Genomic DNA, 23,358 nt, shown 5'->3' on the forward strand with positions numbered 1-23,358 from the left:
TCATGCATCTGGAAATTCTTTTGCAGGAACAACTGATCACGCGCAAGCGGCTGGCGTTGTTTGCACCGGGGAAAGTGCTGCCGCTGGCACCGGAGGTCATCCATTGCGTGGAAGTGCGCGTCAACGGCCAGTTACTGGCTCTGGGCGAATTGGTGCAGTTGGAAGACCGCCTGGGGGTTGAGCTGCTTGAGGTCTACCAGGAGTGGGTATCGCCTTAGTTATCAGTTCCAGTGAGATTTCTTACAAGGCGCTTCCGGAAAGCCCTGCTGATATGGGCTTTCTCCTAGGGTGGCTCGGGGAGGCCTTTTTTATAGTCGTGCGGTCGGCGTATGCGCCATTTCTGGAAATCAGGATTTCAATGTCAGTGGTTGGATGCAGAGGTGTGTATGGCCGTGGTGAATGATGGAGGGATGACGATTTCCCTGGTCTTTGGCCGCTGGACCCTGCATGGCGATGGACGCTTGACCGGCGAGGGCGTGGATATCCAGTTGCCGCCCAAGGAATGGCAAGTGCTGCGCTTGTTGTTGGTGTCCGGTGGTGCGCTGATGACCAAAGACTGTTTGCTTGAAATGGCTTGGCGCCAGGGAGAGGTGTCGGAGGAGTCGCTGACGCGCTGCATTTATTCGTTGCGTAAACATCTGCGCGCCGACAAAGGGTTTATCAAGACGATCTATGGCAGGGGCTATCGCTTTACATGCCCGGTGCGGCCAGCCGAGCGCGCCTCGTTGCCGCCCATCGCCGTTTGTTCGGCCTGTGGCAGGTAGCCCCGGGATGCGCAATGCGTGGCGCAAGGGCCTGTTACTGGCAGTGCTGATGGGCAGCAATAAGGCGCTGGCGTATTGTTGGGATGAGGTGGCCAGTCGCTACGATCTTGAGCCGGAATTGCTGCAGGCCATTGCCGCCGTAGAGTCGGGTTACCGTGCGGGTGCGATGAATTACAACAATCGCAACGGCACCCGCGATATCGGTCTGATGCAGATCAACAGCATTCACTTGCCCCGCTTGCTCAAACGAGGCATCACCGAAGACCGACTGTTGAGTGAGCCGTGCCTGTCAGTAGAGGTCGGGGCCTCGATTCTTGCCGAGTTCGTTCAGCGCTTCGGCTATAACTGGACGGCCATCGGCGCCTACAACGCAGGCCCGGGGCCTGGTCCACAGCGTGAGGCGTTGCGCTTGCAGTACGCACAGAAGGTCTGGGCCCGCTATGAAGCGTTGGTCGCGCATCGCTACTGACGATTGGGCGGCACGCCTCGCACGCAGGCCGCCAGCCCGGCTATAATCGCCGCCACTTATCGCCGCCATCCGAGTCTAGCCCGCCCATGTATACCCTGGCCCGCCAGCTGTTGTTCAAACTCTCCCCGGAGACTTCCCATGATCTGTCCCTGGACCTGATCGGTGCCGGTGGCCGCCTGGGGCTCAATGGCCTGGTATGCAAGGCACCGGCGAAAATGCCGGTTTCGGTGATGGGGCTCGACTTTCCCAACCCAGTCGGGCTGGCTGCCGGCCTGGACAAGAACGGTACGGCCATCGATGGCTTTGCGCAGTTGGGTTTTGGTTTCGTCGAAATCGGCACCGTGACCCCGCGCCCTCAGCCAGGCAACCCCAAGCCGCGCATCTTTCGCCTGCCGGAGGCTGAGGCGATCATCAACCGCATGGGCTTCAACAACCTCGGTGTCGATCACCTGCTGTCGCGGGTCCAGGCGGCGAAGTACAAGGGCGTCCTCGGGATCAATATCGGCAAGAATTTCGACACGCCGGTGGAGCGCGCGGTGGATGACTACCTGATCTGCCTGGACAAGGTCTACGCCCACGCCAGTTACGTCACGGTGAACGTCAGCTCGCCCAACACCCCGGGTCTGCGCAGCCTGCAGTTCGGTGATTCCCTCAAGCAATTGCTCGAAGCCTTGCGCCTGCGCCAGGAAGACCTCGCCGTGCGCCATGGCAAGCGTGTGCCGTTGGCGATCAAGATCGCCCCGGACATGACGGATGAAGAAACCGTGCTGGTCGCCCAGGCCCTGGTGGAGTCAGGCATGGATGCGGTGATTGCCACCAACACCACCCTCAGCCGTGTCGGTGTTGAAGGCCTGGCCCATGGCGACGAAACGGGCGGCTTGTCGGGCGCTCCGGTGCGTGACAAGAGCACGCACATCGTCAAGGTGCTGGCCGCTGAGCTGGCCGGGCGTTTGCCGATCATCGCGGTCGGCGGTATCACCGAAGGCAAGCACGCGGCCGAGAAGATCGCCGCTGGTGCGAGCCTGGTGCAGCTGTATTCCGGCTTTATCTACAAGGGCCCGGCGCTGATTCGCGAGGCGGTGGACGCGATCGCGGCATTGCCCAAAAAGGCCTGACACATGCCCAATAAAAAGGGCTCCTCAAGAGGAGCCCCTGGGCCGAAGCCCGCCGCCTGGATAGGGCGTGCGTGGTTAAGTCGTTAGCTATATTCGTGCTGGTGTCGGAATTGAATGCCCTTGATTAGCCGACCGCGTGAAGTTCGTTGAGTCTGTGGATGCCCGCAGTGCCTGTCATACCGTCCCAGTTGTCGCCGCGTCCTTCTCGCCAGCCGTTGATCCAGGCTTGGCGTACCGACGGTAGAGTAAATGGGCAAAGCTCACGGGATTTGCCATGAACGCCGTATTGATATCCGCGTAAAAATGCTCTTTCCAACGGATCACGCTTAAGTCTTCTCATAGGGTGTTTCCCTCACTTGTTGACTGTCTTGATATCCTTCGGCCTCGTCTGAGGCCGGGCAGAGTTTTTCTGCCGTTGGTGCGGCCCGCTGCCGGCGTGGCGAGCCAATGTGCCAGCGTCGTTGTGGCGCTGACCTGTGTTGAGTTCTAACCAATAGGTCACATGGATTCAATGATCGTTTTGTCATAAGCACGTAACAATAACGATGTTATAGCCATAAGCTGGGATGGCTTTTCGCCCCTTTTATTGGGCAAAGCCGGCTATGATGTGCCTTACGAAGAGAATGGCTTAATCCCTTGCTGAAAAAGCCCGCCCGTTGCAGTCGGTTATTATTCGACGAAGGGTCTGAATATTTCTTTTTGTTGCATCACTTATCTCTCTGCCCCGTCAATCAAGGCCCACAGGCCCGCCAGACGGGGTGGGACGGCACATTCGTGCCACGCGGGCACTCTTCAAGAAAAGTGCTTGATTGAAAACCGAGCCGGCGATGCGTCGCCCGTTCATTTATTGCTGAAAAGCCTGGATTGCCCATGTCGGACCGTTTTGAACTCTTCCTCACCTGCCCCAAGGGCCTCGAAGGCCTGCTGATCGAGGAAGCCGTCGGGCTTGGCCTTGAGGAAGCCCGCGAGCACACCTCGGCCGTGCGCGGCATGGCCGACATGGAAACCGCCTACCGCCTGTGCCTCTGGTCGCGCCTGGCCAACCGCGTGTTGCTGGTCCTCAAGCGCTTCCCGATGAAGGACGCCGAAGACCTCTACCATGGCGTGCTGGATATCGACTGGGCCGATCACATGGTCCCGGACGGCAGCCTGGCGGTGGAGTTCAGCGGTCACGGCTCGGGCATCGACAACACCCACTTCGGCGCGCTGAAGGTCAAGGATGCGATTGTCGACAAGCTGCGCACCCCGACCGGCGAGCGTCCGTCCATCGACAAGATCAACCCGGACCTGCGCATCCACCTGCGCCTGGACCGTGGCGAAGCGATTCTCTCCCTCGACCTGTCCGGCCACAGCCTGCACCAGCGCGGTTACCGCCTGCAGCAGGGCGCCGCACCATTGAAGGAAAACCTCGCTGCAGCCATCCTGATCCGTGCCGGCTGGCCGCGCATCGCCGCGGAAGGCGGCGCGTTGACCGACCCGATGTGCGGCGTCGGCACCTTCCTGGTGGAAGGCGCGATGATCGCCGCCGATATGGCGCCCAACCTCAATCGCGAACTGTGGGGTTTCACCACCTGGCTCGGTCACGTCCCGGCGTTGTGGAAGAAACTTCACACCGAGGCCAGCGAGCGCGCTGCCATCGGCATGAACAAGCCGCCGTTGTGGATTCGTGGCTACGAAGCCGATCCGCGCTTGATCCAGCCTGCTCGCAACAACATCGAGCGTGCCGGTCTCAGCCATTGGATCAAGGTGTACCAGGGCGAAGTCGGCACGTTCGAGCCGCGTCCGGACCAGAACCAGAAAGGCCTGGTGATCTGTAACCCGCCCTACGGCGAGCGTCTGGGCGACGAAGCGAGCCTGTTGTACCTCTACCAGAACCTCGGCGAGCGTCTGCGCCAGGCATGCATGGGCTGGGAGGCGGCGGTGTTCACCGGCGCGCCGGACCTGGGCAAGCGCATGGGCATCCGCAGTCACAAGCAGTATTCGTTCTGGAACGGCGCCTTGCCGTGCAAATTGCTGCTGATCAAGGTCAACCCGGACCAGTTCGTCACCGGCGAGCGCCGCACCCCGGAGCAGCGCCAGGCCGAACGTGAACAAGCCGCCTACGACCAGGCCCCGACCGAGCCGCAAGAGCGTCAGTACAACAAGAACGGCAACCCGATCAAACCTGCACCGGCGCCGGCCCCCGTGGTCGAACAGGCGCGCCTGAGCGAAGGCGGGCAGATGTTTGCCAACCGCCTACAAAAGAACCTCAAGCAACTGGGCAAGTGGGCCAAGCGTGAGGGCGTGGATTGCTACCGCGTCTACGATGCCGACATGCCGGAATATTCCATGGCCATCGACCTGTATCACGATTGGGTCCACGTGCAGGAATACGCCGCGCCGAAATCCATCGACCCGGAAAAAGCCTCCGCGCGCATGTTCGACGCATTGGCGGCCATTCCCCAGGCGCTGAACATCGACAAGAGCCGCGTGGTGGTCAAGCGCCGCGAGCGTCAGAGCGGCACCAAGCAGTACGAACGCCAGAGCGCCCAGGGCAAGTTCACCGAGGTCAGCGAAGGCGGCGTGAAGCTGCTGGTCAACCTCACCGACTACCTTGACACCGGCCTGTTCCTCGACCACCGGCCGATGCGTATGCGTATCCAGAAAGAGGCGGCCGGCAAGCGTTTCCTCAACCTGTATTGCTACACCGCCACCGCCAGCGTGCATGCGGCCAAGGGCGGCGCGCGCACCACGACCAGCGTCGACCTGTCCAAGACCTACCTGGACTGGGCGCGCCGCAACTTCTCCCTCAACGGTTTCTCCGACAAGAACCGCCTGGAGCAGGGTGATGTGATGGCGTGGTTGGAAGCCAGTCGCGATGAGTTCGACCTGATCTTCATCGACCCGCCGACCTTCTCCAACTCCAAGCGCATGGAAGGGATCTTCGACGTGCAGCGCGACCACGTGCAACTGCTCGACCTCGCCATGGCGCGCCTGGCGCCAGGCGGCGTGCTGTACTTCTCGAACAACTTCCGCAAGTTCGTGCTTGAGGACAACCTCAGCGAACGCTACGCGGTCGAGGAGATCAGCGACAAGACCCTCGACCCGGATTTTGCGCGTAACGCGAAGATCCATCGGGCCTGGAAAATCACTGCTCGCTGATTGCTCCACCCATCAGCCGCAAGCCTGGAATTATCCGGTCTTGCGGCTTTTTTACGCTGGTCAAACGGAGGGCCGCTCGCTATAACTAAATGTCCGGCCAAAGTGATCCCCCCACACGCTGGCGTTGTGAGTGTTGCCTATGCCGTTGCAAGCCGTTCGCCCGAAGATCCTAGGTTTTATCAATGAGCAGGTATCGGCTTGGTTGATGGCATTGCTGGTGTTTCTGGGCGGTAGCGCCTTGACGATCATCGTCGCCTGGGCGACATCCGACCTCTATCAACAGCAGGGGCGCCAGCGTTTCCAGCTGTTGGTCAATGAGCGATTCACCCGTCTGCAGGAGCGTTTCGAGGATCAGGAGCAACGCCTGACCAGCCTGCAACGCTTCTTCGTCAATTCCAATAATGTGTCCCGCGACGAGTTCGACGGTTTCGCCCAGCCTTTGCTGCTGCGTTCCCGGGCCTATGCCTGGGCGCCGCGGGTTATGCGTGATCAGCGCGCTCAGTTTGAACAGGACGTATCGCGCCAGCGCGGTCTGCCGTTCAGCATACGGGAACTGAATTCACACGGTGAGTTGGCCCCGGCGGTGGAGCGCGATGAATACGTGCCGGTCCTGTACAGCCAGACCCGAAGCCTGCTCGGTTCGCCGCTGGGCTTTGACCTGCTGGCCCAGCCGCTGCGGCGCTCGACCCTGGAGCGCGCACAAGCGAGCGGCAAGCTGGCCGTGTCCCAGCCCATGCAGTTGGTGGGGGTGGAGCCGGCCTATGCCACCGGCGTGTTATTGGTCGCGCCGGTCGTCTCCCCGGGCGGAACAGAACCCTACGGCTTTGTGATGGCCGTGATCAGCATGCGCCAGTTGATGGCCGACGGCTTGCCCAAGTCGGATCGCGATAATCTGGTGACGCAGATCGTCGACACTTCCGACCAGCAAGGGCGCCTGTTGTACGAATCCAGCAATGCCCTGGCCGACAGCGATCTGGTCGCCGCGCGTCGCCTCACCCTCGGCGATCATGTCTACGCCCTGAACCTGCGCCCCAGCCAGGTGTTCGAACAGGGCAACGGCTCGTCGTTGGTCCCGATACTGGCCGTGGGCGGGCTCTTCAGCCTGTTGCTCAGTGTCTTGCTCTATATGTTGGTCAGCCAGCGTCAGCGCGCCTTGAAACTGGTGGAGCAGCGTACCGTGCAGCTACGCCTGCGCGAGCAGGAACTGCGCAGCGCCCATGGCCAGTTACGCAGTGTGCTGAACGCCGCGACGCAGGTTGCGATCATTGCCACCGACTTGCACGGCGTGATCAACACCTTCAACGCCGGTGCCGAGCAGATGCTGGGGTTCAAGGCCGAGCACATACTCGGCCGCTCGACCCTGGAGAGCCTGCATGTGGCGGCGGAGCTGGATGTGCGTGCGGCGAGTCTGAGCATTGCGTTGGGCCGGCGAATCCCGCCGAGCCAGGCGATGCTGGTGGAGAGCCCGGGCAGCCCGCACGAGGCGCGCGAGTGGACCTTGGTGCGCGAGGATGGCAGCCGTTTGACGGTGAATATGTTGGGCACCGTGTTGCTGGATGACCATGGCTTATGGGTCGGGCACCTGGCGATGTACCTGGATGTCACCGAGCAAAAACGCGCCTATGAGGCCCTGGCCGTGCGCGACCGTCTGCTGAAAAAGCTCAGCGCCCATGTCCCGGGCGGGATCTTCCAATTCACTCTGGAACCCCAGGACAAGTGGCGGTTTGTCTACGCCAGCGATGGCATGCGCGATATCTATGAGATCGACACAGGGGTGCTGCAACGGGATGCAACGCAGGTCTTGGAGCGCATCCACCCGCTGGATGTCGAGCGAGTGCGTGCGTCGATCCGCTTATCCGCGCTGCAATTGAGCCACTGGCGCGAAGAGTACCGCGTGCAACTGCCGCAACGGGGCCTGCGCTGGATTCGCGGTGAGGCCACGCCGGAAGAACTGTCGGGCGGCGGTACGCTGTGGCACGGCTATGTGTCGGACATTTCCGATCTCAAGCGCGTGGAAGAAGAACTGCGCGCGCTGTCCATCACCGATGCCCTCACCGGGATCCATAACCGTCGGTATTTCCAGGATCGTCTCAAGGCTGAGATGGTCCGCCTCAATCGCACCTCGGGGGCGTTGTCGGTGATCATGCTGGATATCGATCACTTCAAGCGTATCAACGACCAGTACGGCCATGCGGTTGGCGACGCGGTGTTGCAGGAACTGTGCAAGCGCATCAGCCAGCGCTTGCGCCGCACCGATGTGTTCTGTCGCCTGGGTGGCGAGGAGTTCATGGTGTTGTGCCCCAACACCGACGGCGCCCAGGCCTACGGTTTGGCGATGGAGCTTTGGCGGGCGCTGCGCGATGCGCCGATGGGGACGGTGGGAGTCGTCACCGCCAGCTTCGGGGTGGCCAGTTGGCGGGTCGATGAGGGGATCGACGGGTTACTGCTGCGCGCGGATTCGGCGGTGTACGTGGCCAAGCAGGCGGGCAGGGATCGGGTCGAAGCGGAACGCTTGCCGGTGTGAATGTCGACGTCGTACACAACCTGTGGGCGCGGGCTTGCCCACAGGTTATGGCGGTGTCTAGAGGACTGGCGCCGCTGCCGCCAGCTTTGGCTGGCGGTACAGGTCCAGCAGCACCTGGTCGAGCACCGACGACGCACCCCACGGCTTCGGATCGTTGAGGATCGCCACCACCACCCAGGTATTGCCGTTGTTGTCGCGGCTGAACCCGGCGATGGCGCGCACGGTGTTCAAGGTGCCGGTCTTGACGTGGGCTTCACCGCGCATGGCGGTGGTCTTCAGGCGTTTACGCATGGTGCCGTCGGTGCCGGCGATTGGCATCGAGCTGATGTATTCCGCGGCGTAGGGGCTTCTCCACGCGGCTTGCAACATGGCCGCCATCTCGCGTGCGCTGACGCGTTCGGCACGGGACAGGCCCGAACCGTTCTCCATCACAAGGTGCGGTGAGGTGATGCCTTTTTTCGCCAGCCACTGGCGTACCACGCGTTGCGCGGCCTTGGCATCGTCGCCGTCGGCGTCGTTGCGGAACTGCGCGCCCAGGCTCAGGAACAACTGCTGGGCCATGGTGTTGTTACTGTATTTGTTGATGTCGCGGATGATTTCCGCCAGGTCCGGCGAGAAGGCCCGCGCCAGTACCTTGGCGTCCTTGGGCACCGGTGCCTGGATGTCACGGCCCTGGATGGTACCGCCCAATTCCTGCCAGATCGCCCGCACGGCGCCGGCGGTATACGTGGCGTGATCGAGCAACGACAAGTAGGTCTGCGAGCTGCAGCCATCGCCCAACTGGCCGCTGACGGTCACGGTGATGCTGCCATCCGCCGCCGTCACCGGGTTGTAGCGCACGTCGCCGGTACATTGCTTGGCGTTGGACGCCTTGACCTGATTGTCGATGCGAATGCTGGCGATCGGCGGCTCGACCGACACGATCACGCGTCCGGAATCGTTGCGGGTCACGAAGCGCAGGGCCTTGAGGTTGACCAGCAAGGCATCGGGCTTGACCAGGAACGGTTTGTTCTCGTCATTGCCGTCGTCATTGAACTCCGGCAGTTGCGGCGGAATAAAGAAGCCACGGTCCAGCACCAGATCGCCGGTGACTTGCTGCACGCCATTGGCCCGCAGGTCGCGCATCAGCAGCCAGAGTTTTTCCATGTTCAGCTTGGGGTCGCCGCCGCCCTTGAGGTACAGGTTGCCGCGCAATACGCCACCGCTGAGGGTGCCGTCGGTGTAGAACTCGGTCTTCCACTGGTGGTTGGGGCCGAGCATTTCCAGGGCTGCGTAGGTGGTGACCAGCTTCATGGTGGAGGCCGGGTTCACCGAGACGTCGGCATTGAAGACGGTGGGGGTGCCGGGGCCGTTCAACGGCAGCATCACCAGGGACAATGCGGTGTTCTGCAACTTGGCCTTCTGCAGGGCCTGTGCGACGTTGGGTGGCAGGGTGTTATTGATCGGGGCGGCGGTGGCGGAAAAAGCCAGCGGCAGGAGAACGCCGGCAAGGAGCAATGGACGCAAAGATTTGATCATAAGGAATAAAACCCTACTGCTGAGGAGGGTGAAAAAGGCGAGGGGTATGTAAGAAAATCCCTCAGTAGTCATGAAAGTGTCGGCATTATGCCCCAAGCTGGAACCACTTGTAGCTGAACGATAGCTGCTAATCGGGGTTTTTTTTCCAGGCATTTCGCCGCCTGTCCCAGAGAGTCGGGCAATCGCTGCCTTAAGCTGCTAAAGTGCCGCCCGTTATTACTTATGAGGATTGTTCCAATGGCGACTAACCGTTCCCAGCGTCTGCGCAAAAAACTGTGCGTTGATGAATTTCAAGAGCTGGGTTTCGAACTGAACCTGGACTTCAACGAAGGCCTGAGTGAAGAAGCTATCGACGCTTTCCTCGAAGCATTCATCAAAGAAGCCATGGAAGCCAACGGTCTGGGCTATGTCGGCGGCGATGACTACGGTCTGGTTTGCCTGCAGAAGCGTGGCTCGGTCTCCGAAGAGCAGCGTGCTGCCGTTGACGCCTGGCTGAAAACCCGTTCCGAGCTGACCAAGGCTGAAGTCAGCCCGTTGATGGACGTGTGGTATCCGGAAAAGCCGATCAACGCGGCTAAGTGATACTAAACAAAACGGCGACCTGAGGGTCGCCGTTTTTTTATGCCTTGCGCCAGTTCAGAATCAGCAGCGTCAACACCCCCGCCACGATCCCCCAGAACGCCGACCCGATGGAAAACAACGTCAAGCCTGACGCGGTGACCATAAAGGTGATCAGCGCCGCTTCCCGTTCCTTCGGCTCATTCATGGCGATGCTCAAGCCATTGATGATCGAGCCAAACAACGCCAACGCCGCAATCGACAGCACCAGTTCCTTGGGCAAGGCTGCGAACAAGGCCGCCAATGTGGCGCCGAACACCCCGGCAATGCCGTAGAACACGCCACACCAGACTGCCGCCGTGTAGCGCTTGTTACGGTCTTCATGGGCGTGGGGCCCGGTGCAGATCGCCGCACTGATCGCCGCCAGGTTGATGCCGTGGGAGCCGAACGGCGCCAACACCAGCGAGGCCAGGCCGGTGGCGGTGATCAGCGGCGACGCTGGCACGTTGTAGCCGTCGGCGCGCAACACTGCGACGCCCGGCATGTTCTGCGAGGTCATCGCCACCACGAACAGCGGGATGCCGATGCTGATGGTCGCCGCCAGCGAGAAGTGCGGCGTGGTCCAGACCGGCGTTGCCACTTCCAGGTGAAAACCGCTGAAATCCAGGAGCCCCATCAGCCCGGACAGCACGCTGCCGATCACCAGCGCGGCGAGCACCGCATACCGCGGCGACAGGCGTTTGATGAGCAGGTAGGTGAAAAACATCCCCAGCACCAGGCCGGTGCGATGCTGCGCGGCGACGAAAATCTCGCTGCCGATCTTGAACAGAATCCCCGCCAGCAAGGCCGCCGCCAGCGACGCCGGGATGCGTCTGACCAGTTTTTCGAAGCTGCCGGTCAGCCCGCAGAGCGTCACCAGCACCGCGCAGGTGATGTAGGCGCCGATGGCTTCGCCGTAACTGACGCCGCCGAGGCTGGTGATCAACAGCGCTGCGCCGGGTGTCGACCAGGCAATGGTGATCGGTGTGCGGTAGCGCAGGGACAGGCCGATGCTGCACACCGCCATGCCGATGGAAATCGCCCAGATCCACGAGGAAATCTGCGCGCTGGTCAAACCGGCGGCTTGGCCGGCCTGGAACATGAGCACCAGGGAGCTGGTATAGCCGGTCATCATGGCGATGAAACCGGCGACGATGGCCGAGGGAGAAGTGTCGGCCAGTGGGCGCAAGGGCGCTTGGGTGGCGTCGGTCATGGCGAGGTGTTCCTTTTACCTGGGAGTTTGCCAGTGAAGGCGCAGATTCAAGCCTAAACTCAAACGTAACGACTCATTGCAGTACAGCCGGGCTCGCAAACAGCCGTACAGTGTGTTGGCGCATGGGGTTGTGTACAATGTGCGCTGATTTTAGCTGATACTTGCCAGCGCCTCTTTGTTGCCGTATTACCGTTAATTCGCCGCCGTTCTCCCGATCCGAGTGCCCATGAACGAACAGTTGCAACCTCTCAAGAAACAACCGCGAGCCAGCAAGACCGGCCGCAGCGGAACCCAGGACGATATCGTCTACGCGCATATCTTCGAGGCGATTCTCGAACAACGCCTGGCACCCGGTACCAAATTGAGCGAAGAGGCACTCGGCGAAATCTTTGGCGTGAGCCGCACCATCATTCGCCGCGCGTTGTCGCGCCTGGCCCATGAAGGCGTGGTACTGCTGCGGCCCAATCGCGGCGCGGTGGTGGCCAGCCCGAGTGTCGAAGAAGCGCGCCAGGTGTTCCTGGCCCGGCGCCTGGTCGAGCGGGCGATCACGGAACTGGCGGTGCAGCACGCCACGGCGGAGCAGTTGGCCGAGCTGCGGCAGATGGTCAACGACGAACGCGACAGCTTCTCCCGCGGCGATCGCGGTGCCGGTATCCGCCTTTCCGGCGAGTTCCATCTGAAGCTGGCCGAAGCGGCAAAAAACGCGCCGCTGATCAGCTTCCAGCGCAGCCTGGTGTCCCAGACCTCATTGATCATCGCGCAGTACGAAAGCGGCAACCGCTCGCACTGTTCCTACGATGAACACAGCCAGTTGATCGATGCGATCGAAGCCCGGGACGCGGCGCTGGCAGTGAATTTGATGATGCATCACATGGATCATATCGACAGCAAGCTCAACCTCGACGAGGAAAGCGCGTCGGATGATTTGCATGCGGTGTTCTCGCATTTGTTGCAGAGCAAGAAGCCGGGGCGCTCTTCGGTCAAACTCTAAGCCCGATCAAAAAATGTGGGAGGGGGCTTGCCCCCGATTGCGGTGTATCAGTCACTGGATGCTTTGACTGAACCACTGCAATCGGGGGCAAGCCCCCTCCCACATTTGGGTTTGTGGCATATCTGAAATTAGCGTTGGTGAACCAGATTACCGGCCGCATAGGTCTGCAACACCGCCCGGTCATCCCCCAACGTCATCAATACAAACAACCTCTCGGCAATGTCCTTGGCCTGCTTCATGCGATAGCTGAGCAGTGGCGTGGCGTTGTAGTCCAGCACCAGGAAGTCCGCATCGGTACCCGGCTGCAACGTGCCGATCTTGTCCTCCAACCGCAACGCCCGCGCACCGCCCAGGGTGGCCAGGTACAGCGACTTGAACGGGCTCAGTCGCGCGCCTTGCAGTTGCATGACCTTGTAGGCTTCGTTCAACGTCTGCAGCAACGAGAAGCTGGTGCCGCCGCCGACGTCAGTGCCCAGGCCCACGTTGAGTTTGTGCTTCTCGGCCATCGGCAGGTTGAACAGCCCGCTGCCGAGGAACAGGTTCGAGGTCGGGCAGAATGCGACTGCCGAGCCGGTCTGCGCCAACCGCGCGCATTCGTCATCGCACAGATGCACGCCGTGGGCAAACACCGAGCGTTCGCCCAATAGCTGGTAGTGGTCGTACACATCCAGGTAGCCGCTGCGCTCGGGGAACAGCTCGTTGACCCACTCGACTTCCTGCTTGTTCTCACTGATGTGCGTCTGCATGTACAGGTCGGGGTATTCGCCCAGCAGTTGCCCGGCCAGCGCCAATTGCTGCGGCGTGCTGGTGGGTGCGAAGCGCGGCGTCACCGCATAGTGCAGGCGGCCCTTGCCGTGCCAGCGTTCGATCAGCGCCTTGCTCTCCTGGTAGCCGGATTCGGCGGTGTCGGTCAGGTAGTCGGGGGCGTTGCGGTCCATCATCACCTTGCCGGCGATCATGCGCAGGTCGAGTTTTTCGGCGGCCTCGAAGAATGCCTGCACCGATTGCGGATGCACGCTGCCGAACACCAGCGCGGTGGTGGTGCCGTTGCGCAGCAGTTCCTTGATGAAAATCTCTGCGACGTCCTCGGCATGGGCCTTGTCGGCGAACTGGCGTTCGCAGGGGAAGGTGTAGGTGTTGAGCCAGTCCAGCAACTGTTCGCCATAAGCGCCGACCATGCCGGTTTGCGGCAGGTGGATATGCGTATCGATCAGCCCGGGGGTGATCAGCGCGTCCTGGTAGTGGGTGATTTCGACCTCGGCGGGCAGGTGCGGCAGCAGGTCGTGGGCGTGGCCCAGGGCGCTGATCCGGCCGTTGTCGATGACCAGCAGGCCGTCTTCGAAATACTCATAGGACGCCTCGATCCCCACTTCAGCGGGGTCGGCGAGGCTGTGCAGGATGGCGGCGCGGTAGGCTTTGCGAGTCGAAGGCATGGTGATCTCAATTTAGATAGCTTGGCTGCGACGCGAAGCCGGCAGCAGTTGGGCAATGGGTTCGGCGCTCGCGGTGTGCTGGCCGAAATGGGCGTTATAGGTGGCGATGATTTCGCCGGCGATGGAGATGGCGATTTCCGCCGGCAATTTGCCCTTCACTTCGCTAAGGCCCATGGGACAGCGCATGCGTTGCAGTTGTGCGGCGTCGACGCCGCGATCCCGCAGGCGGTGCTCGAACTTGACGCGCTTGGTCTTTGAACCGATCAGGCCGAAGTAGGCAAAGTCATTGCGCTTGAGCAGGGCGGCGCTGAGTTCCAGGTCCAGCGCGTGATTGTGGGTCATCACGATGCAGTAACTGCCTGCGGGCAGGTCGGCAATTTCGTCGACCGGTTCTTCGCTGACGATTTTGCGCACGCCTTGTGGGATGTGTTCCGGGAACTCTTGCTCGCGCGAATCGATCCAGCGCACCCGGCACGGCAGGCTCGCCAGCAACGGCACCAGGGCGCGGCCGACGTGGCCGGCGCCAAATACGGCGATCTGTGCCTGCACCTGGCCCATGGGTTCGAACAGCAGCACGGTCGCGCCGCCGCAGCACTGGCCCAGGCTCGCGCCGAGGCTGAAACGCTCCAGATGGTTGTGTTGCTGGCCGCGGGCGAGCATGTCGCGGGCGATCTGCATCGCTTTGTATTCCAGGTGCCCGCCGCCGATGGTGTCGAACGTGTGTGCGGCACTGATGACCATCTTCGAACCGGCATTGCGCGGCGTGGAGCCGAGCTCTTCGATGATGGTCACCAGCACGCAGGGTTCGCCCTGGTTTTGCAGGTTGGCGAGGGCGCTGATCCAGTTGTTCATGTCTACCTCAACATTTCTGTTGTCAGTTCTACCGTCATCGGGGGCAAGCCCCCTCCCACACTTGAATGTATTCACAGATCAAAAATGTGGGAGGGGCAAGCCCCTTCCCATACTTGAATGTATTCACAGATCAAAAATGTGGGAGGGGCAAGCCCCTTCCCATACTTGAATGTATTCACAGGTGAAAAATGTGGGAGGGGCGGTGCGACGATTCGACTTGCCCCCGATGGCAGCACCTCGATTTACAGCGAAGCCATCTCGGTTTCAGCCTCAACCGCCTTCGCAGCAGCCAACTGCCGCATCTGCTCACACCCCCACAACACCCGCTCCGGCGTCGCCGGCGCATCGATGTTCGGCTGGTGGCGATAGTCACCCAGGCTCGCCACCGCATCCTTGATCGCGCACCACGAGGCAATCCCGAGCATGAACGGCGGCTCACCCACGGCCTTGGAATGGAACACTGTGTCTTCCGGGTTCTTACGGTTTTCCACCAGCTTCACGCGCAAATCCAAGGGCATGTCGGCCACGGCCGGGATCTTGTAGCTGGCCGGGCCGTTTGTCATCAGCTTGCCCTTGTCGTTCCACACCAGCTCTTCCATGGTCAGCCAGCCCATGCCCTGGATAAAGCCGCCTTCGACCTGGCCAGTGTCGATGGCCGGGTTCAGCGAAGCGCCGACGTCGTGGAGGATGTCGGTGCGCAGCATCTTGTATTCGCCGGTCAGGGTGTCGACGATCACTTCGCAGCAGGCCGCGCCGAACGCGAAGTAGTAGAACGGCCGACCGCGCGCCTGGCTGCGGTCGTAGAAGATTTTCGGGGTCTTGTAGAAGCCGGTGCTCGACAACGACACCTGGGCGAAATACGCCTGCTGGATCAGGCTTTCAAAGCTCAGGATCTGCTCGCGCACGCGCACATGGCCGTTGTGGAATGCCACGTCCGCTTCGCTCACCGCGTAGTGGCGCGCGGCAAATTCCACCAGGCGTTGCTTGATGGTTTCGGCGGCGTTCTGCGCGGCCTTGCCGTTCAGGTCGGCACCGCTGGAGGCGGCGGTCGGCGAGGTGTTGGGCACCTTGTCGGTGTTGGTGGCGGTGATCTGCACACGGTCGATGTCCACCTGGAACACCTCGGCCACCACTTGCGCGACCTTGGTGTTCAAGCCCTGGCCCATCTCGGTGCCGCCGTGGTTCAGGTGGATGCTGCCATCGGTGTAGATATGGATCAGCGCGCCGGCCTGGTTGAGGAAGCTGGCGGTGAAGGAAATGCCGAATTTTACCGGGGTCAGCGCCAGGCCTTTTTTCAGGATCGGGCTGTGCGCGTTGTAGCGGCGGATCGCTTCGCGGCGCTCGGCATATTGGCTGCTGGCCTCAAGCTCGGCAGTCATCTCTTCGAGCAGGTTGTGCTCGACGGTCTGATAGTAGTGGGTGACGTTGCGCTCGGTCTTGCCGTAATAGTTGGCCTTGCGCACCGCCAACGGGTCGAGGGCCAGATGACGGGCGATGGCGTCCATCACTTCTTCGATGGCGACCATCCCTTGCGGGCCGCCAAAGCCGCGGTACGCGGTGTTGGACGCGGTGTTGGTCTTGCAGCGATGGCCGTTGACCGTGGCGTCGCCCAGGTAATACGCGTTGTCGGCGTGGAACATGGCGCGGTCGACAATCGAGTTCGACAGGTCTGGCGAACAGCCGCAGTTACCCGCCAGCTCCAGCTGGATGCCATGCAAGCGCCCGCTGTCGTCGAAGCCGACGTCGTATTCGATATAAAAGGGGTGGCGCTTGCCGGTCATCAGCATGTCTTCGACGCGCGGCAGGCGCATCTTGGTCGGCTGCCCGGTAAGGCGCGCGACCACCGCACACAGGCACGCCGGGCTGGCGGCCTGAGTCTCCTTGCCGCCGAAACCGCCGCCCATGCGGCGCATGTCGACGACGATCTTGTTCATCGACACGTCGAGCACTTCGGCCACCAGCTTCTGCACCTCGGTGGGGTTTTGCGTGGAGCAGTAGACGATCATGCCGCCGTCTTCGGTGGGCATCACCGAGGAAATCTGGGTTTCCAGGTAGAAGTGTTCCTGGCCGCCGATATGCAGCGTGCCCTGGATGCGATGCTTCGCGGCCGTCAGCGCTGTCGCCGAATCGCCGCGTTGATGGGTGTGGCTGTCCAGCACGAAATGCTGGTTGCGGTAGGCCTCGACCACGTCCAGCACCGGCTCCAGGTCTTCGTATTCGATCACTGCGGCCAGCGCCGCTTTGCGCGCGGTTTCCAGGTCGCGGGCGGCCACGGCCAGCACCACCTGGCCGACGAACTGCACGGTGTCGATGGCCAACAGCGGATCACCCGGCAGCAGCGGGCCGATGTCTTTGAGCCCCGGCACGTCTTCGTGGGTGATGACGATACGCACGCCGTCGAAGGCGTAGCAGGGCGCGGTATCGATGTTGAGGATTTTGGCGTGGGCGCGGTCGGACAGGCGCGCATACAGGTGCAATTGGTTGGGGAATTCCAGGCGGTCGTCGATGTACTGCGCTTCGCCGGATACGTGCTTGGCGGCGCTGTCGTGCTTGACGCTGCGGCCGACGCCGGAGGTCAGGTCCTGGGCAAACAGCGCGGCCAGTTCGGCCTGGGTTTTTGCCACGGCGTGATGGTTAGACATAGGCGGTCACCCGAGTTTCGATGTGCGGCGTTTGCAGCTCGATGAAGTATTTGCGCAGCAGGTTCTGCGCGCTGAGCAGGCGGTATTCCTTGCTGGCTCGGAAGTCCGACAGCGGGGTGAAATCCTCGGCCAGGGCGGCGCAGGCGTGCTCCACGGTGGCGGCATTCCAGGGCGCGCCGATCAGCACGGTTTCGCAGTGCTGTGCGCGTTTGGGCGTGGCGGCCATACCGCCGAAGGCGACGCGGGCGTCGCTGATCACACCGTCGTCGATCTTCAGGTTGAACGCCGCGCACACCGCGGAAATATCGTCGTCCAGGCGCTTGGATACCTTGTACGCCCGGAACCGCGTGTGGCCCTTGGGCACGATGATCTTCTCGATGAACTCGCTGTCCTGGCGTGCGGTGACGCGGTAGTCGATGAAGTAATCTTCCAGCGCCAGGGTGCGACGGACGTTGCCCTTGCACAGCACGATCTGCGCGCCGAGGGCGATCAGCAGCGGCGGCGAATCGCCGATCGGCGAGGCGTTGCCGATGTTGCCGCCCAGGGTGCCCTGGTTGCGGATTTGCAGGGAGGCGAAGCGCTGCAGCAGTTCGCCGAAGTCCGGGTATTCGTGGCGCAGCGCGGTGTAGCAATCGGAGAGGGCGGCGGCGGCGCCGATTTCCAGGCGATCGTCGAACGTCTCGATGCGCTTCATCTCGTCGATATTGCCGACGTAGATCATCACCGGCAGCGTGCGGTGGAACTGCGTGACTTCCAGCGCCAGGTCGGTGCCACCGGCCAGCAGGCGGGCCTGGGGGTAGGCGTCGTAGAGGTCGGCCAGGTCGGCGACGGTCAGCGGCACCAGGCAGCGTTTGTCGCCGCTGTTGAGTTCAGCGGTGTGCGTCGGCGCGATAGCCTTGAGGCGGGCGATGGTCTGGGCCTCGCGGCTGTCGAACTGATCCTGGGGTTTGTTGCAGCAGGCCTGTTCGGCGGCGGCGAGGATCGGGCGATAGCCGGTGCAGCGGCACAGGTTGCCGGCCAGGGCTTCATGGGCTTTGTCGCGGTCAGGGGCGTCGCTGTTTTTTTGCAGGGCGAACAACGACATCACAAAACCGGGGGTGCAGAAGCCGCATTGCGAACCGTGACACTCCACCATCGCCTGTTGCACGCTGTGCAGTTGGCCCTGGTGCTTGAGGTCTTCGACGCTGATCAACTGTTTGCCGTGCAACGACGACACGAACGTCAGGCACGCATTCAGGCTGCGATAGCGAATCCGCTCGCCCTGCTCATCGCTGTGCAGTTCGCCGACCACCACGGTGCAGGCGCCGCAATCGCCGCTGGCACAGCCTTCCTTGGTGCCGGGTTTGCCCACATGCTCGCGCAGGTAGTTGAGCACGGTCAGGTTGGGGTCCAGGGCGTGCTCGCTACGGAGTTCCTGGTTAAGTAAAAACTGGATCACGGAAGGCCTCGCAGACTCATTATTGTTGTTAACCGCTTTGCGCCGAATCTAGTCATGTCTGACTTTTCGGTCAATGATTTTCTGACCTAAAGGTCAAGAAAATGCGGTCACAACCCTATTAATTATGGTCCAGTCTTCTGGAACCGGCGTTTTTGGGGGCTTCTGGCGGTTCATCGTTGCTTATTTCATGCCAAATTCTTGAAGGTGGGCCGAGCGCCATCAGCGGGCATTTGCGCTACACTGGCGCGCTTGTATCGATAGAAGATTTTGAAGGGAAAACATGACGTTCAAGGCGCCGGACAGTCTCGCCGAGCAAATCGCTCACCACCTCGCCGAACGTATCATTCGCGGCGATCTCAAGCCTGGGGAACGGATCCAGGAACAGAAGGTTACGCTGGCACTCAACGTCAGCCGCGGTTCCGTGCGTGAAGCCTTGCTGATCCTCGAACGTCGCCACCTGATCGCGATCCTGCCGCGCCGTGGCGCTCACGTCACCGAACTCACCGCGCACAAGGTGCAGAGCCTGTGTACGTTGATGGCCGAGCTGTACATCCTGCTCGGCAATGCGGTGGCGCAGGGCTGGCAGACCCAGGCCGACATGGCGCCGTTCGTGCAGATCCAGCAGCGCCTGGTGAGCAATTTCGAACGCCAGGACATCCGCGCTTTCGTCGCAGAAAGCTTCAATGTGATGCGTGCCGCGTACCCCTTTGCCAACAACCCGTATTTGCAGGAAACCGTCGAGAACCTGCAGCCGGCGATGAACCGCGCCTATTACCTGGCCCTGGATCAACGCAAGGCTTCCATGAGCGAATACCTCGCGCTGTTCGAGCAATTGCTCGCCGCCGTGCTCGCCCGTGACTTGCCGCAGATTCGCCTGGTGCTGTCGGCCTACGGCCAGCGCAGTTGCTCGCTGGTGATCGCTGCGTTGGCGGACGCCTAAGCGTGCGGCTCAAGTGCATCAAACTGGCGGGGTTCAAATCCTTCGTCGACCCGACCACGGTGAACTTCCCCAGTAACATGGCGGCGGTGGTCGGGCCCAATGGCTGCGGCAAGTCGAACATCATCGATGCCGTGCGCTGGGTGATGGGCGAGAGCTCGGCAAAAAACTTGCGTGGCGAGTCGATGACCGACGTCATCTTCAACGGCTCCACCAGCCGCAAGCCGGTGAGCCAGGCCAGCATCGAACTGGTGTTCGACAACTCTGACGGCACCCTGGTCGGCGAATACGCGGCCTACGCGGAAATTTCCATCCGCCGCAAAGTGACGCGCGACAGCCAGAACAGTTACTTCCTCAACGGCACCAAGTGTCGCCGTCGGGACATCACCGATATCTTCCTCGGCACCGGCCTTGGCCCGCGCAGCTACTCGATCATCGAACAGGGCATGATCTCCAAGCTGATCGAAGCCAAGCCCGAAGACCTGCGTAACTTTATCGAAGAAGCTGCCGGCATCTCCAAGTACAAGGAGCGCCGTCGCGAGACCGAAAACCGTATCCGCCGCACCCATGAAAACCTCGCCCGCCTGACCGACCTGCGCGAAGAGCTGGAGCGCCAGTTGGAGCGCCTGCACCGTCAGGCCCAGGCCGCCGAGAAGTATCAGGAATACAAGGGCGAAGAACGTCAGCTCAAGGCACAACTGTCGGCCTTGCGCTGGCAGGCGCTGAACGATCAGGTCGGCCAGCGCGAAGCGATCATCGGCACCCAGGAAATCAGCTTCGAAGCCCTGGTGGCCGAACAACGCAACGCCGACGCCAGCATCGAGCGCCTGCGCGACGGGCATCATGACCTGTCCGAGCGCTTCAATCTGGTGCAGGGCCGCTTCTATTCGGTGGGCGGCGACATCGCCCGGGTCGAACAGAGCATCCAGCACGGCCAGCAACGTCTGCGCCAGTTGCAGGACGATCTGAAGGAAGCCGAGCGCGCGCGCCTGGAGACCGAGTCCCACCTCGGCCACGACCGTACCTTGCTGCTGACCCTCGGCGAAGAGCTGGACATGCTCACCCCCGAGCAGGAAGTCACCAGCGCCGCTGCCGAAGAAGCCGCCGCCACCCTGGAAGAATCCGAGACCACCATGCACGGCTGGCAGGAGCAGTGGGACACCTTCAACCTGCGCTCCGCCGAACCGCGCCGCCAGGCTGAGGTGCAGCAGTCGCGCATCCAGCAACTGGAAACCAGCATGGAGCGCCTGGCCGAGCGCCAGCGTCGCCTGCAGGAAGAGCGCGTGCTGCTCGCCGCCGACCCGGAAGACGCGGCGATCCTGGAGCTGAGCGAGCAACTCGCCGAAAGCGAAATGACCCTCGAAGAGCTGGAAGCCAGCGAAGAACAGCAAGTGGAGCGCCTGGAGCAATTGCGTCAGCAACTGCAACAGGCGACCCAGGCCCAGCAACAGGCCCAAGGCGATCTGCAGCGGCTCAACGGGCGCCTGGCGTCCCTCGAAGCCTTGCAGCAGGCCGCGTTGGACCCTGGTACCGGCACCGCCGAATGGCTGCGTGACCAGCACTTGGCCGAACGCCCGCGTCTGGCGGAGGGCTTGAAGGTCGAGGCCGGTTGGGAACTGGCGGTGGAAACCGTGCTCGGCGCCGACCTGCAAGCGGTGCTGGTGGATGATTTTGCCGGCTTCGACCTGGCCGGTTTTGCCCAGGGCGATCTGCGCTTGCTCAGCCCCGCCGCCGATGGCGCGCGTGTGCCGGGCAGCCTGCTGGATAAAGTCGAGGCCGCGCTTGACCTGGCGCCGTGGCTGGGCCAGGTCAAACCGGTGGAATCCCTGGAGCAGGCGCTGGCCCAGCGCGGTCAACTGGGCGCCGGCGAAAGCCTGATCAGCCGCGACGGTTATTGGGTCGGCCGCCACTTCCTGCGGGTGCGCCGCGCCAGTGAGGCGGAAAGTGGCCTATTGGCCCGTGGCCAGGAAATCGTCAAGCTGATCGCCGAGCGTGAAGAGCACGAAGCTACCCTGGAAAGCCTGGAAACCGAACTGCAAACCCTGCGCGCCACCCAGCGCCAGCAAGAGACCGGCCGCGAACACCTGCGCCGCCTGTTGCAGGACGAAGCGCGCCAGCAGGGCGAATTGAAAGCCCAGTTGTCGGCGAGCAAGGCCAAGGTCGAGCAACTGACCCTGCGCCGCACTCGTCTCGACGAAGAAGTGGCCGAGATGGGCGAGCAGCGCGCCCTCGAACACGAACAGATCGGCGAGGCGCGCCTGCAATTGCAGGAAGCCCTCGACAGCATGGCCGTCGACACCGAGCAGCGCGAATTGCTGCTGGCCCAGCGCGACAGCCTGCGCGAACGCCTCGACCGGGTCCGTCAGGAAGCGCGCCAGCACAAGGACCACGCCCACCAGTTGGCGGTGCGCCTCGGCTCCCTGCGCGCCCAGCACGATTCCACGCGCCAGGCCCTGGAGCGCCTGGAGATGCAGTCCGAGCGCCTGACCGAAAAGCGTGAGCAACTGAGCCTCAACCTGGAGGAGGGCGAAGCGCCCCTGGAAGAGTTGCGGCTCAAGCTCGAAGAGCTGCTCGACAAGCGCATGACCGTCGACGAAGAACTCAAGACCGCGCAAATCGCCCTGGAAGACGCCGACCGCGAACTGCGCGACGCGGAAAAACGCCGCACCCAGGCCGAGCAGCAATCCCAGCTGATTCGCGGCCAGCTCGAACAACAGCGCATGGAATGGCAGGCCCTGACCGTGCGCCGCAAAACCCTGCAGGACCAACTGCTCGAAGACGGCTACGACCTGCACGGCGTGCTCAACACCCTGACCGCCCAGGCCAACGAGAAAGACGCCGAAGAAGAACTTGAGCGGATTGCCGCGCGTATCCAGCGACTCGGTGCGATCAACCTCGCCGCCATCGACGAATACCAGCAACAGTCCGAGCGTAAACGTTATCTGGACGCCCAGGACGCCGATCTGGTGGAAGCCCTGGACACCCTGGAAAACGTGATCCGCAAGATCGACAAGGAAACCCGCAACCGCTTCAAAGATACCTTTGATCAGATTAACGGCGGTTTACAGGCGTTATTCCCAAAAGTTTTCGGTGGCGGCAGCGCTTACTTGGAACTGACGGGCGAAGATCTACTCGATACAGGGGTAACGATCATGGCGCGGCCTCCGGGCAAGAAGAACAGCACCATCCATTTGTTGTCCGGCGGCGAAAAAGCCCTGACCGCATTGGCCCTGGTGTTTGCCATCTTCAAGTTGAACCCGGCGCCGTTCTGCATGCTCGATGAAGTTGACGCGCCACTGGATGACGCTAACGTTGGACGTTACGCACGCCTGGTCAAAGAGATGTCCCAGACCGTGCAGTTCATCTATATCACCCACAACAAGATCGCCATGGAAATGGCGGATCAGTTGATGGGGGTGACGATGCACGAGCCGGGCTGTTCGCGATTGGTGGCGGTGGATGTCGAAGAAGCGATGGCGATGGTGGATTCCTGAGCCATGCCGGTAGCGAAGATTATCAGCGCGATGTAGGGCGGTTTACCGGTCTGACGAAAGTGGCAAATTGGCATATTTGTTCAAGGCATTTTGACAGACGGTGTAAAGTTATCTTTGGTCGTGCTAGTTTAATGTCAATTTTTCGTATGCGTGGGCAAAACGTCAGTCAGAACATAGAGTTGGCGCCACGTTTTAAAGCGGTTTGCACGGTGCTAAACCCCTTATTTTTC

The 23,358-nt window shown here is 61.8% G+C and carries 17 protein-coding genes; 10 read left to right on the top strand and 7 right to left on the bottom strand.

Annotation, left to right across the window (positions count from 1 at the left end; translation table 11 throughout):
• Positions 1-2: 2 nt before the first annotated feature.
• The 4 genes from C5F70_RS02140 to C5F70_RS02155 all read left to right on the top strand — a co-directional run bounded on the left by C5F70_RS02140 (position 3) and on the right by C5F70_RS02155 (position 2,348).
• Positions 3-218 carry a FliM/FliN family flagellar motor switch protein gene (locus tag C5F70_RS02140; RefSeq protein WP_017845218.1) on the top strand — a complete coding sequence of 72 codons (216 nt, stop codon included), beginning with the start codon at positions 3-5 and terminating at the stop codon, positions 216-218.
• 168 nt (positions 219-386) lie between these two features.
• A complete protein-coding gene (locus C5F70_RS02145; RefSeq protein ID WP_026139810.1) occupies positions 387-764 on the top strand; it encodes a winged helix-turn-helix domain-containing protein in 378 nt (125 codons plus the stop codon).
• 7 nt (positions 765-771) lie between these two features.
• Positions 772-1,233 carry a transglycosylase SLT domain-containing protein gene (locus C5F70_RS02150; protein ID WP_017845220.1) on the top strand — a complete coding sequence of 154 codons (462 nt, stop codon included), beginning with the start codon at positions 772-774 and terminating at the stop codon, positions 1,231-1,233.
• Positions 1,234-1,319: 86 nt separating this feature from the next.
• A complete protein-coding gene (locus tag C5F70_RS02155) occupies positions 1,320-2,348 on the top strand; it encodes a quinone-dependent dihydroorotate dehydrogenase (protein ID WP_017845221.1) in 1,029 nt (342 codons plus the stop codon).
• A 124-nt stretch (positions 2,349-2,472) separates the two neighbouring features.
• Here C5F70_RS02155 and rmf read toward each other — a convergent pair whose 3' ends face one another.
• A complete protein-coding gene (gene rmf, locus C5F70_RS02160; protein ID WP_002553055.1) occupies positions 2,473-2,688 on the bottom strand; it encodes a ribosome modulation factor in 216 nt (71 codons plus the stop codon).
• Positions 2,689-3,218: 530 nt separating this feature from the next.
• Between rmf and rlmKL the strand changes: the two genes are divergently transcribed.
• Both rlmKL and C5F70_RS02170 read left to right on the top strand, forming a co-directional pair.
• The gene (gene rlmKL / locus C5F70_RS02165; protein ID WP_017845222.1) at positions 3,219-5,489 is read left to right on the top strand and encodes a bifunctional 23S rRNA (guanine(2069)-N(7))-methyltransferase RlmK/23S rRNA (guanine(2445)-N(2))-methyltransferase RlmL; all 2,271 of its coding nucleotides are present in this window, start codon (positions 3,219-3,221) and stop codon (positions 5,487-5,489) included.
• Positions 5,490-5,628: 139 nt separating this feature from the next.
• Positions 5,629-8,013: a diguanylate cyclase gene (locus tag C5F70_RS02170; protein ID WP_104902645.1), complete on the top strand. Its 2,385-nt coding sequence runs from the start codon at positions 5,629-5,631 to the stop codon at positions 8,011-8,013.
• Between the two features lie 57 nt (positions 8,014-8,070).
• Here C5F70_RS02170 and dacB read toward each other — a convergent pair whose 3' ends face one another.
• Complete coding sequence (gene dacB, locus C5F70_RS02175) at positions 8,071-9,531, bottom strand: D-alanyl-D-alanine carboxypeptidase/D-alanyl-D-alanine-endopeptidase (RefSeq protein WP_017845224.1); 1,461 nt, start codon at positions 9,529-9,531, stop codon at positions 8,071-8,073.
• Between the two features lie 237 nt (positions 9,532-9,768).
• Between dacB and C5F70_RS02180 the strand changes: the two genes are divergently transcribed.
• Complete coding sequence (locus C5F70_RS02180; RefSeq protein WP_017845225.1) at positions 9,769-10,113, top strand: YggL family protein; 345 nt, start codon at positions 9,769-9,771, stop codon at positions 10,111-10,113.
• A gap of 37 nt (positions 10,114-10,150) precedes the next feature.
• On the opposite strand, the gene C5F70_RS02185 is transcribed toward C5F70_RS02180, so the two are convergent.
• Positions 10,151-11,341 carry a benzoate/H(+) symporter BenE family transporter gene (locus C5F70_RS02185; protein ID WP_046489409.1) on the bottom strand — a complete coding sequence of 397 codons (1,191 nt, stop codon included), beginning with the start codon at positions 11,339-11,341 and terminating at the stop codon, positions 10,151-10,153.
• A gap of 226 nt (positions 11,342-11,567) precedes the next feature.
• Between C5F70_RS02185 and C5F70_RS02190 the strand changes: the two genes are divergently transcribed.
• Positions 11,568-12,332 (top strand): GntR family transcriptional regulator, encoded by a 765-nt coding sequence (locus C5F70_RS02190; RefSeq protein ID WP_046382440.1) that lies wholly within the window; start codon positions 11,568-11,570, stop codon positions 12,330-12,332.
• Between the two features lie 128 nt (positions 12,333-12,460).
• On the opposite strand, the gene guaD is transcribed toward C5F70_RS02190, so the two are convergent.
• The 4 genes from guaD to xdhA all read right to left on the bottom strand — a co-directional run bounded on the left by guaD (position 12,461) and on the right by xdhA (position 18,697).
• Positions 12,461-13,765, bottom strand: coding sequence for a guanine deaminase (gene guaD, locus C5F70_RS02195; RefSeq protein ID WP_057003812.1), 1,305 nt, complete (start codon positions 13,763-13,765; stop codon positions 12,461-12,463).
• 12 nt (positions 13,766-13,777) lie between these two features.
• Positions 13,778-14,617 carry a xanthine dehydrogenase accessory protein XdhC gene (gene xdhC, locus C5F70_RS02200; protein WP_104902646.1) on the bottom strand — a complete coding sequence of 280 codons (840 nt, stop codon included), beginning with the start codon at positions 14,615-14,617 and terminating at the stop codon, positions 13,778-13,780.
• 242 nt (positions 14,618-14,859) lie between these two features.
• Complete coding sequence (xdhB, locus tag C5F70_RS02205) at positions 14,860-17,259, bottom strand: xanthine dehydrogenase molybdopterin binding subunit (protein ID WP_104902647.1); 2,400 nt, start codon at positions 17,257-17,259, stop codon at positions 14,860-14,862.
• A complete protein-coding gene (gene xdhA, locus C5F70_RS02210; protein WP_017845231.1) occupies positions 17,252-18,697 on the bottom strand; it encodes a xanthine dehydrogenase small subunit in 1,446 nt (481 codons plus the stop codon). The genes xdhB and xdhA overlap by 8 nt, the downstream gene beginning before the upstream one ends.
• 280 nt (positions 18,698-18,977) lie before the next feature.
• Here xdhA and C5F70_RS02215 point away from each other — a divergent pair, with 280 nt between their 5' ends.
• Positions 18,978-19,637 (top strand): GntR family transcriptional regulator, encoded by a 660-nt coding sequence (locus C5F70_RS02215; RefSeq protein ID WP_017845232.1) that lies wholly within the window; start codon positions 18,978-18,980, stop codon positions 19,635-19,637.
• 2 nt (positions 19,638-19,639) lie between these two features.
• A complete protein-coding gene (gene smc / locus C5F70_RS02220; protein WP_104902648.1) occupies positions 19,640-23,128 on the top strand; it encodes a chromosome segregation protein SMC in 3,489 nt (1,162 codons plus the stop codon).
• The last annotated feature ends 230 nt before the right edge of the window (positions 23,129-23,358 follow it).

The organism is Pseudomonas sp. LH1G9, assembly GCF_002949975.1.
GTDB lineage: Bacteria > Pseudomonadota > Gammaproteobacteria > Pseudomonadales > Pseudomonadaceae > Aquipseudomonas > Aquipseudomonas veronii.

Excerpts from the sequence above, each read along its gene's own strand:
- C5F70_RS02140 (WP_017845218.1), top strand. The coding sequence starts at position 3 with ATGCATCTGGAAATTCTTTTGCAGGAACAACTGATCACGCGCAAGCGG.
- C5F70_RS02145 (WP_026139810.1), top strand. The coding sequence starts at position 387 with ATGGCCGTGGTGAATGATGGAGGGATGACGATTTCCCTGGTCTTTGGC.
- C5F70_RS02150 (WP_017845220.1), top strand. The coding sequence starts at position 772 with ATGCGCAATGCGTGGCGCAAGGGCCTGTTACTGGCAGTGCTGATGGGC.
- C5F70_RS02155 (WP_017845221.1), top strand. The coding sequence starts at position 1,320 with ATGTATACCCTGGCCCGCCAGCTGTTGTTCAAACTCTCCCCGGAGACT.
- rmf (WP_002553055.1), bottom strand. The coding sequence starts at position 2,688 with ATGAGAAGACTTAAGCGTGATCCGTTGGAAAGAGCATTTTTACGCGGA.
- rlmKL (WP_017845222.1), top strand. The coding sequence starts at position 3,219 with ATGTCGGACCGTTTTGAACTCTTCCTCACCTGCCCCAAGGGCCTCGAA.
- C5F70_RS02170 (WP_104902645.1), top strand. The coding sequence starts at position 5,629 with ATGCCGTTGCAAGCCGTTCGCCCGAAGATCCTAGGTTTTATCAATGAG.
- dacB (WP_017845224.1), bottom strand. The coding sequence starts at position 9,531 with ATGATCAAATCTTTGCGTCCATTGCTCCTTGCCGGCGTTCTCCTGCCG.
- C5F70_RS02180 (WP_017845225.1), top strand. The coding sequence starts at position 9,769 with ATGGCGACTAACCGTTCCCAGCGTCTGCGCAAAAAACTGTGCGTTGAT.
- C5F70_RS02185 (WP_046489409.1), bottom strand. The coding sequence starts at position 11,341 with ATGACCGACGCCACCCAAGCGCCCTTGCGCCCACTGGCCGACACTTCT.
- C5F70_RS02190 (WP_046382440.1), top strand. The coding sequence starts at position 11,568 with ATGAACGAACAGTTGCAACCTCTCAAGAAACAACCGCGAGCCAGCAAG.
- guaD (WP_057003812.1), bottom strand. The coding sequence starts at position 13,765 with ATGCCTTCGACTCGCAAAGCCTACCGCGCCGCCATCCTGCACAGCCTC.
- xdhC (WP_104902646.1), bottom strand. The coding sequence starts at position 14,617 with ATGAACAACTGGATCAGCGCCCTCGCCAACCTGCAAAACCAGGGCGAA.
- xdhB (WP_104902647.1), bottom strand. The coding sequence starts at position 17,259 with ATGTCTAACCATCACGCCGTGGCAAAAACCCAGGCCGAACTGGCCGCG.
- C5F70_RS02215 (WP_017845232.1), top strand. The coding sequence starts at position 18,978 with ATGACGTTCAAGGCGCCGGACAGTCTCGCCGAGCAAATCGCTCACCAC.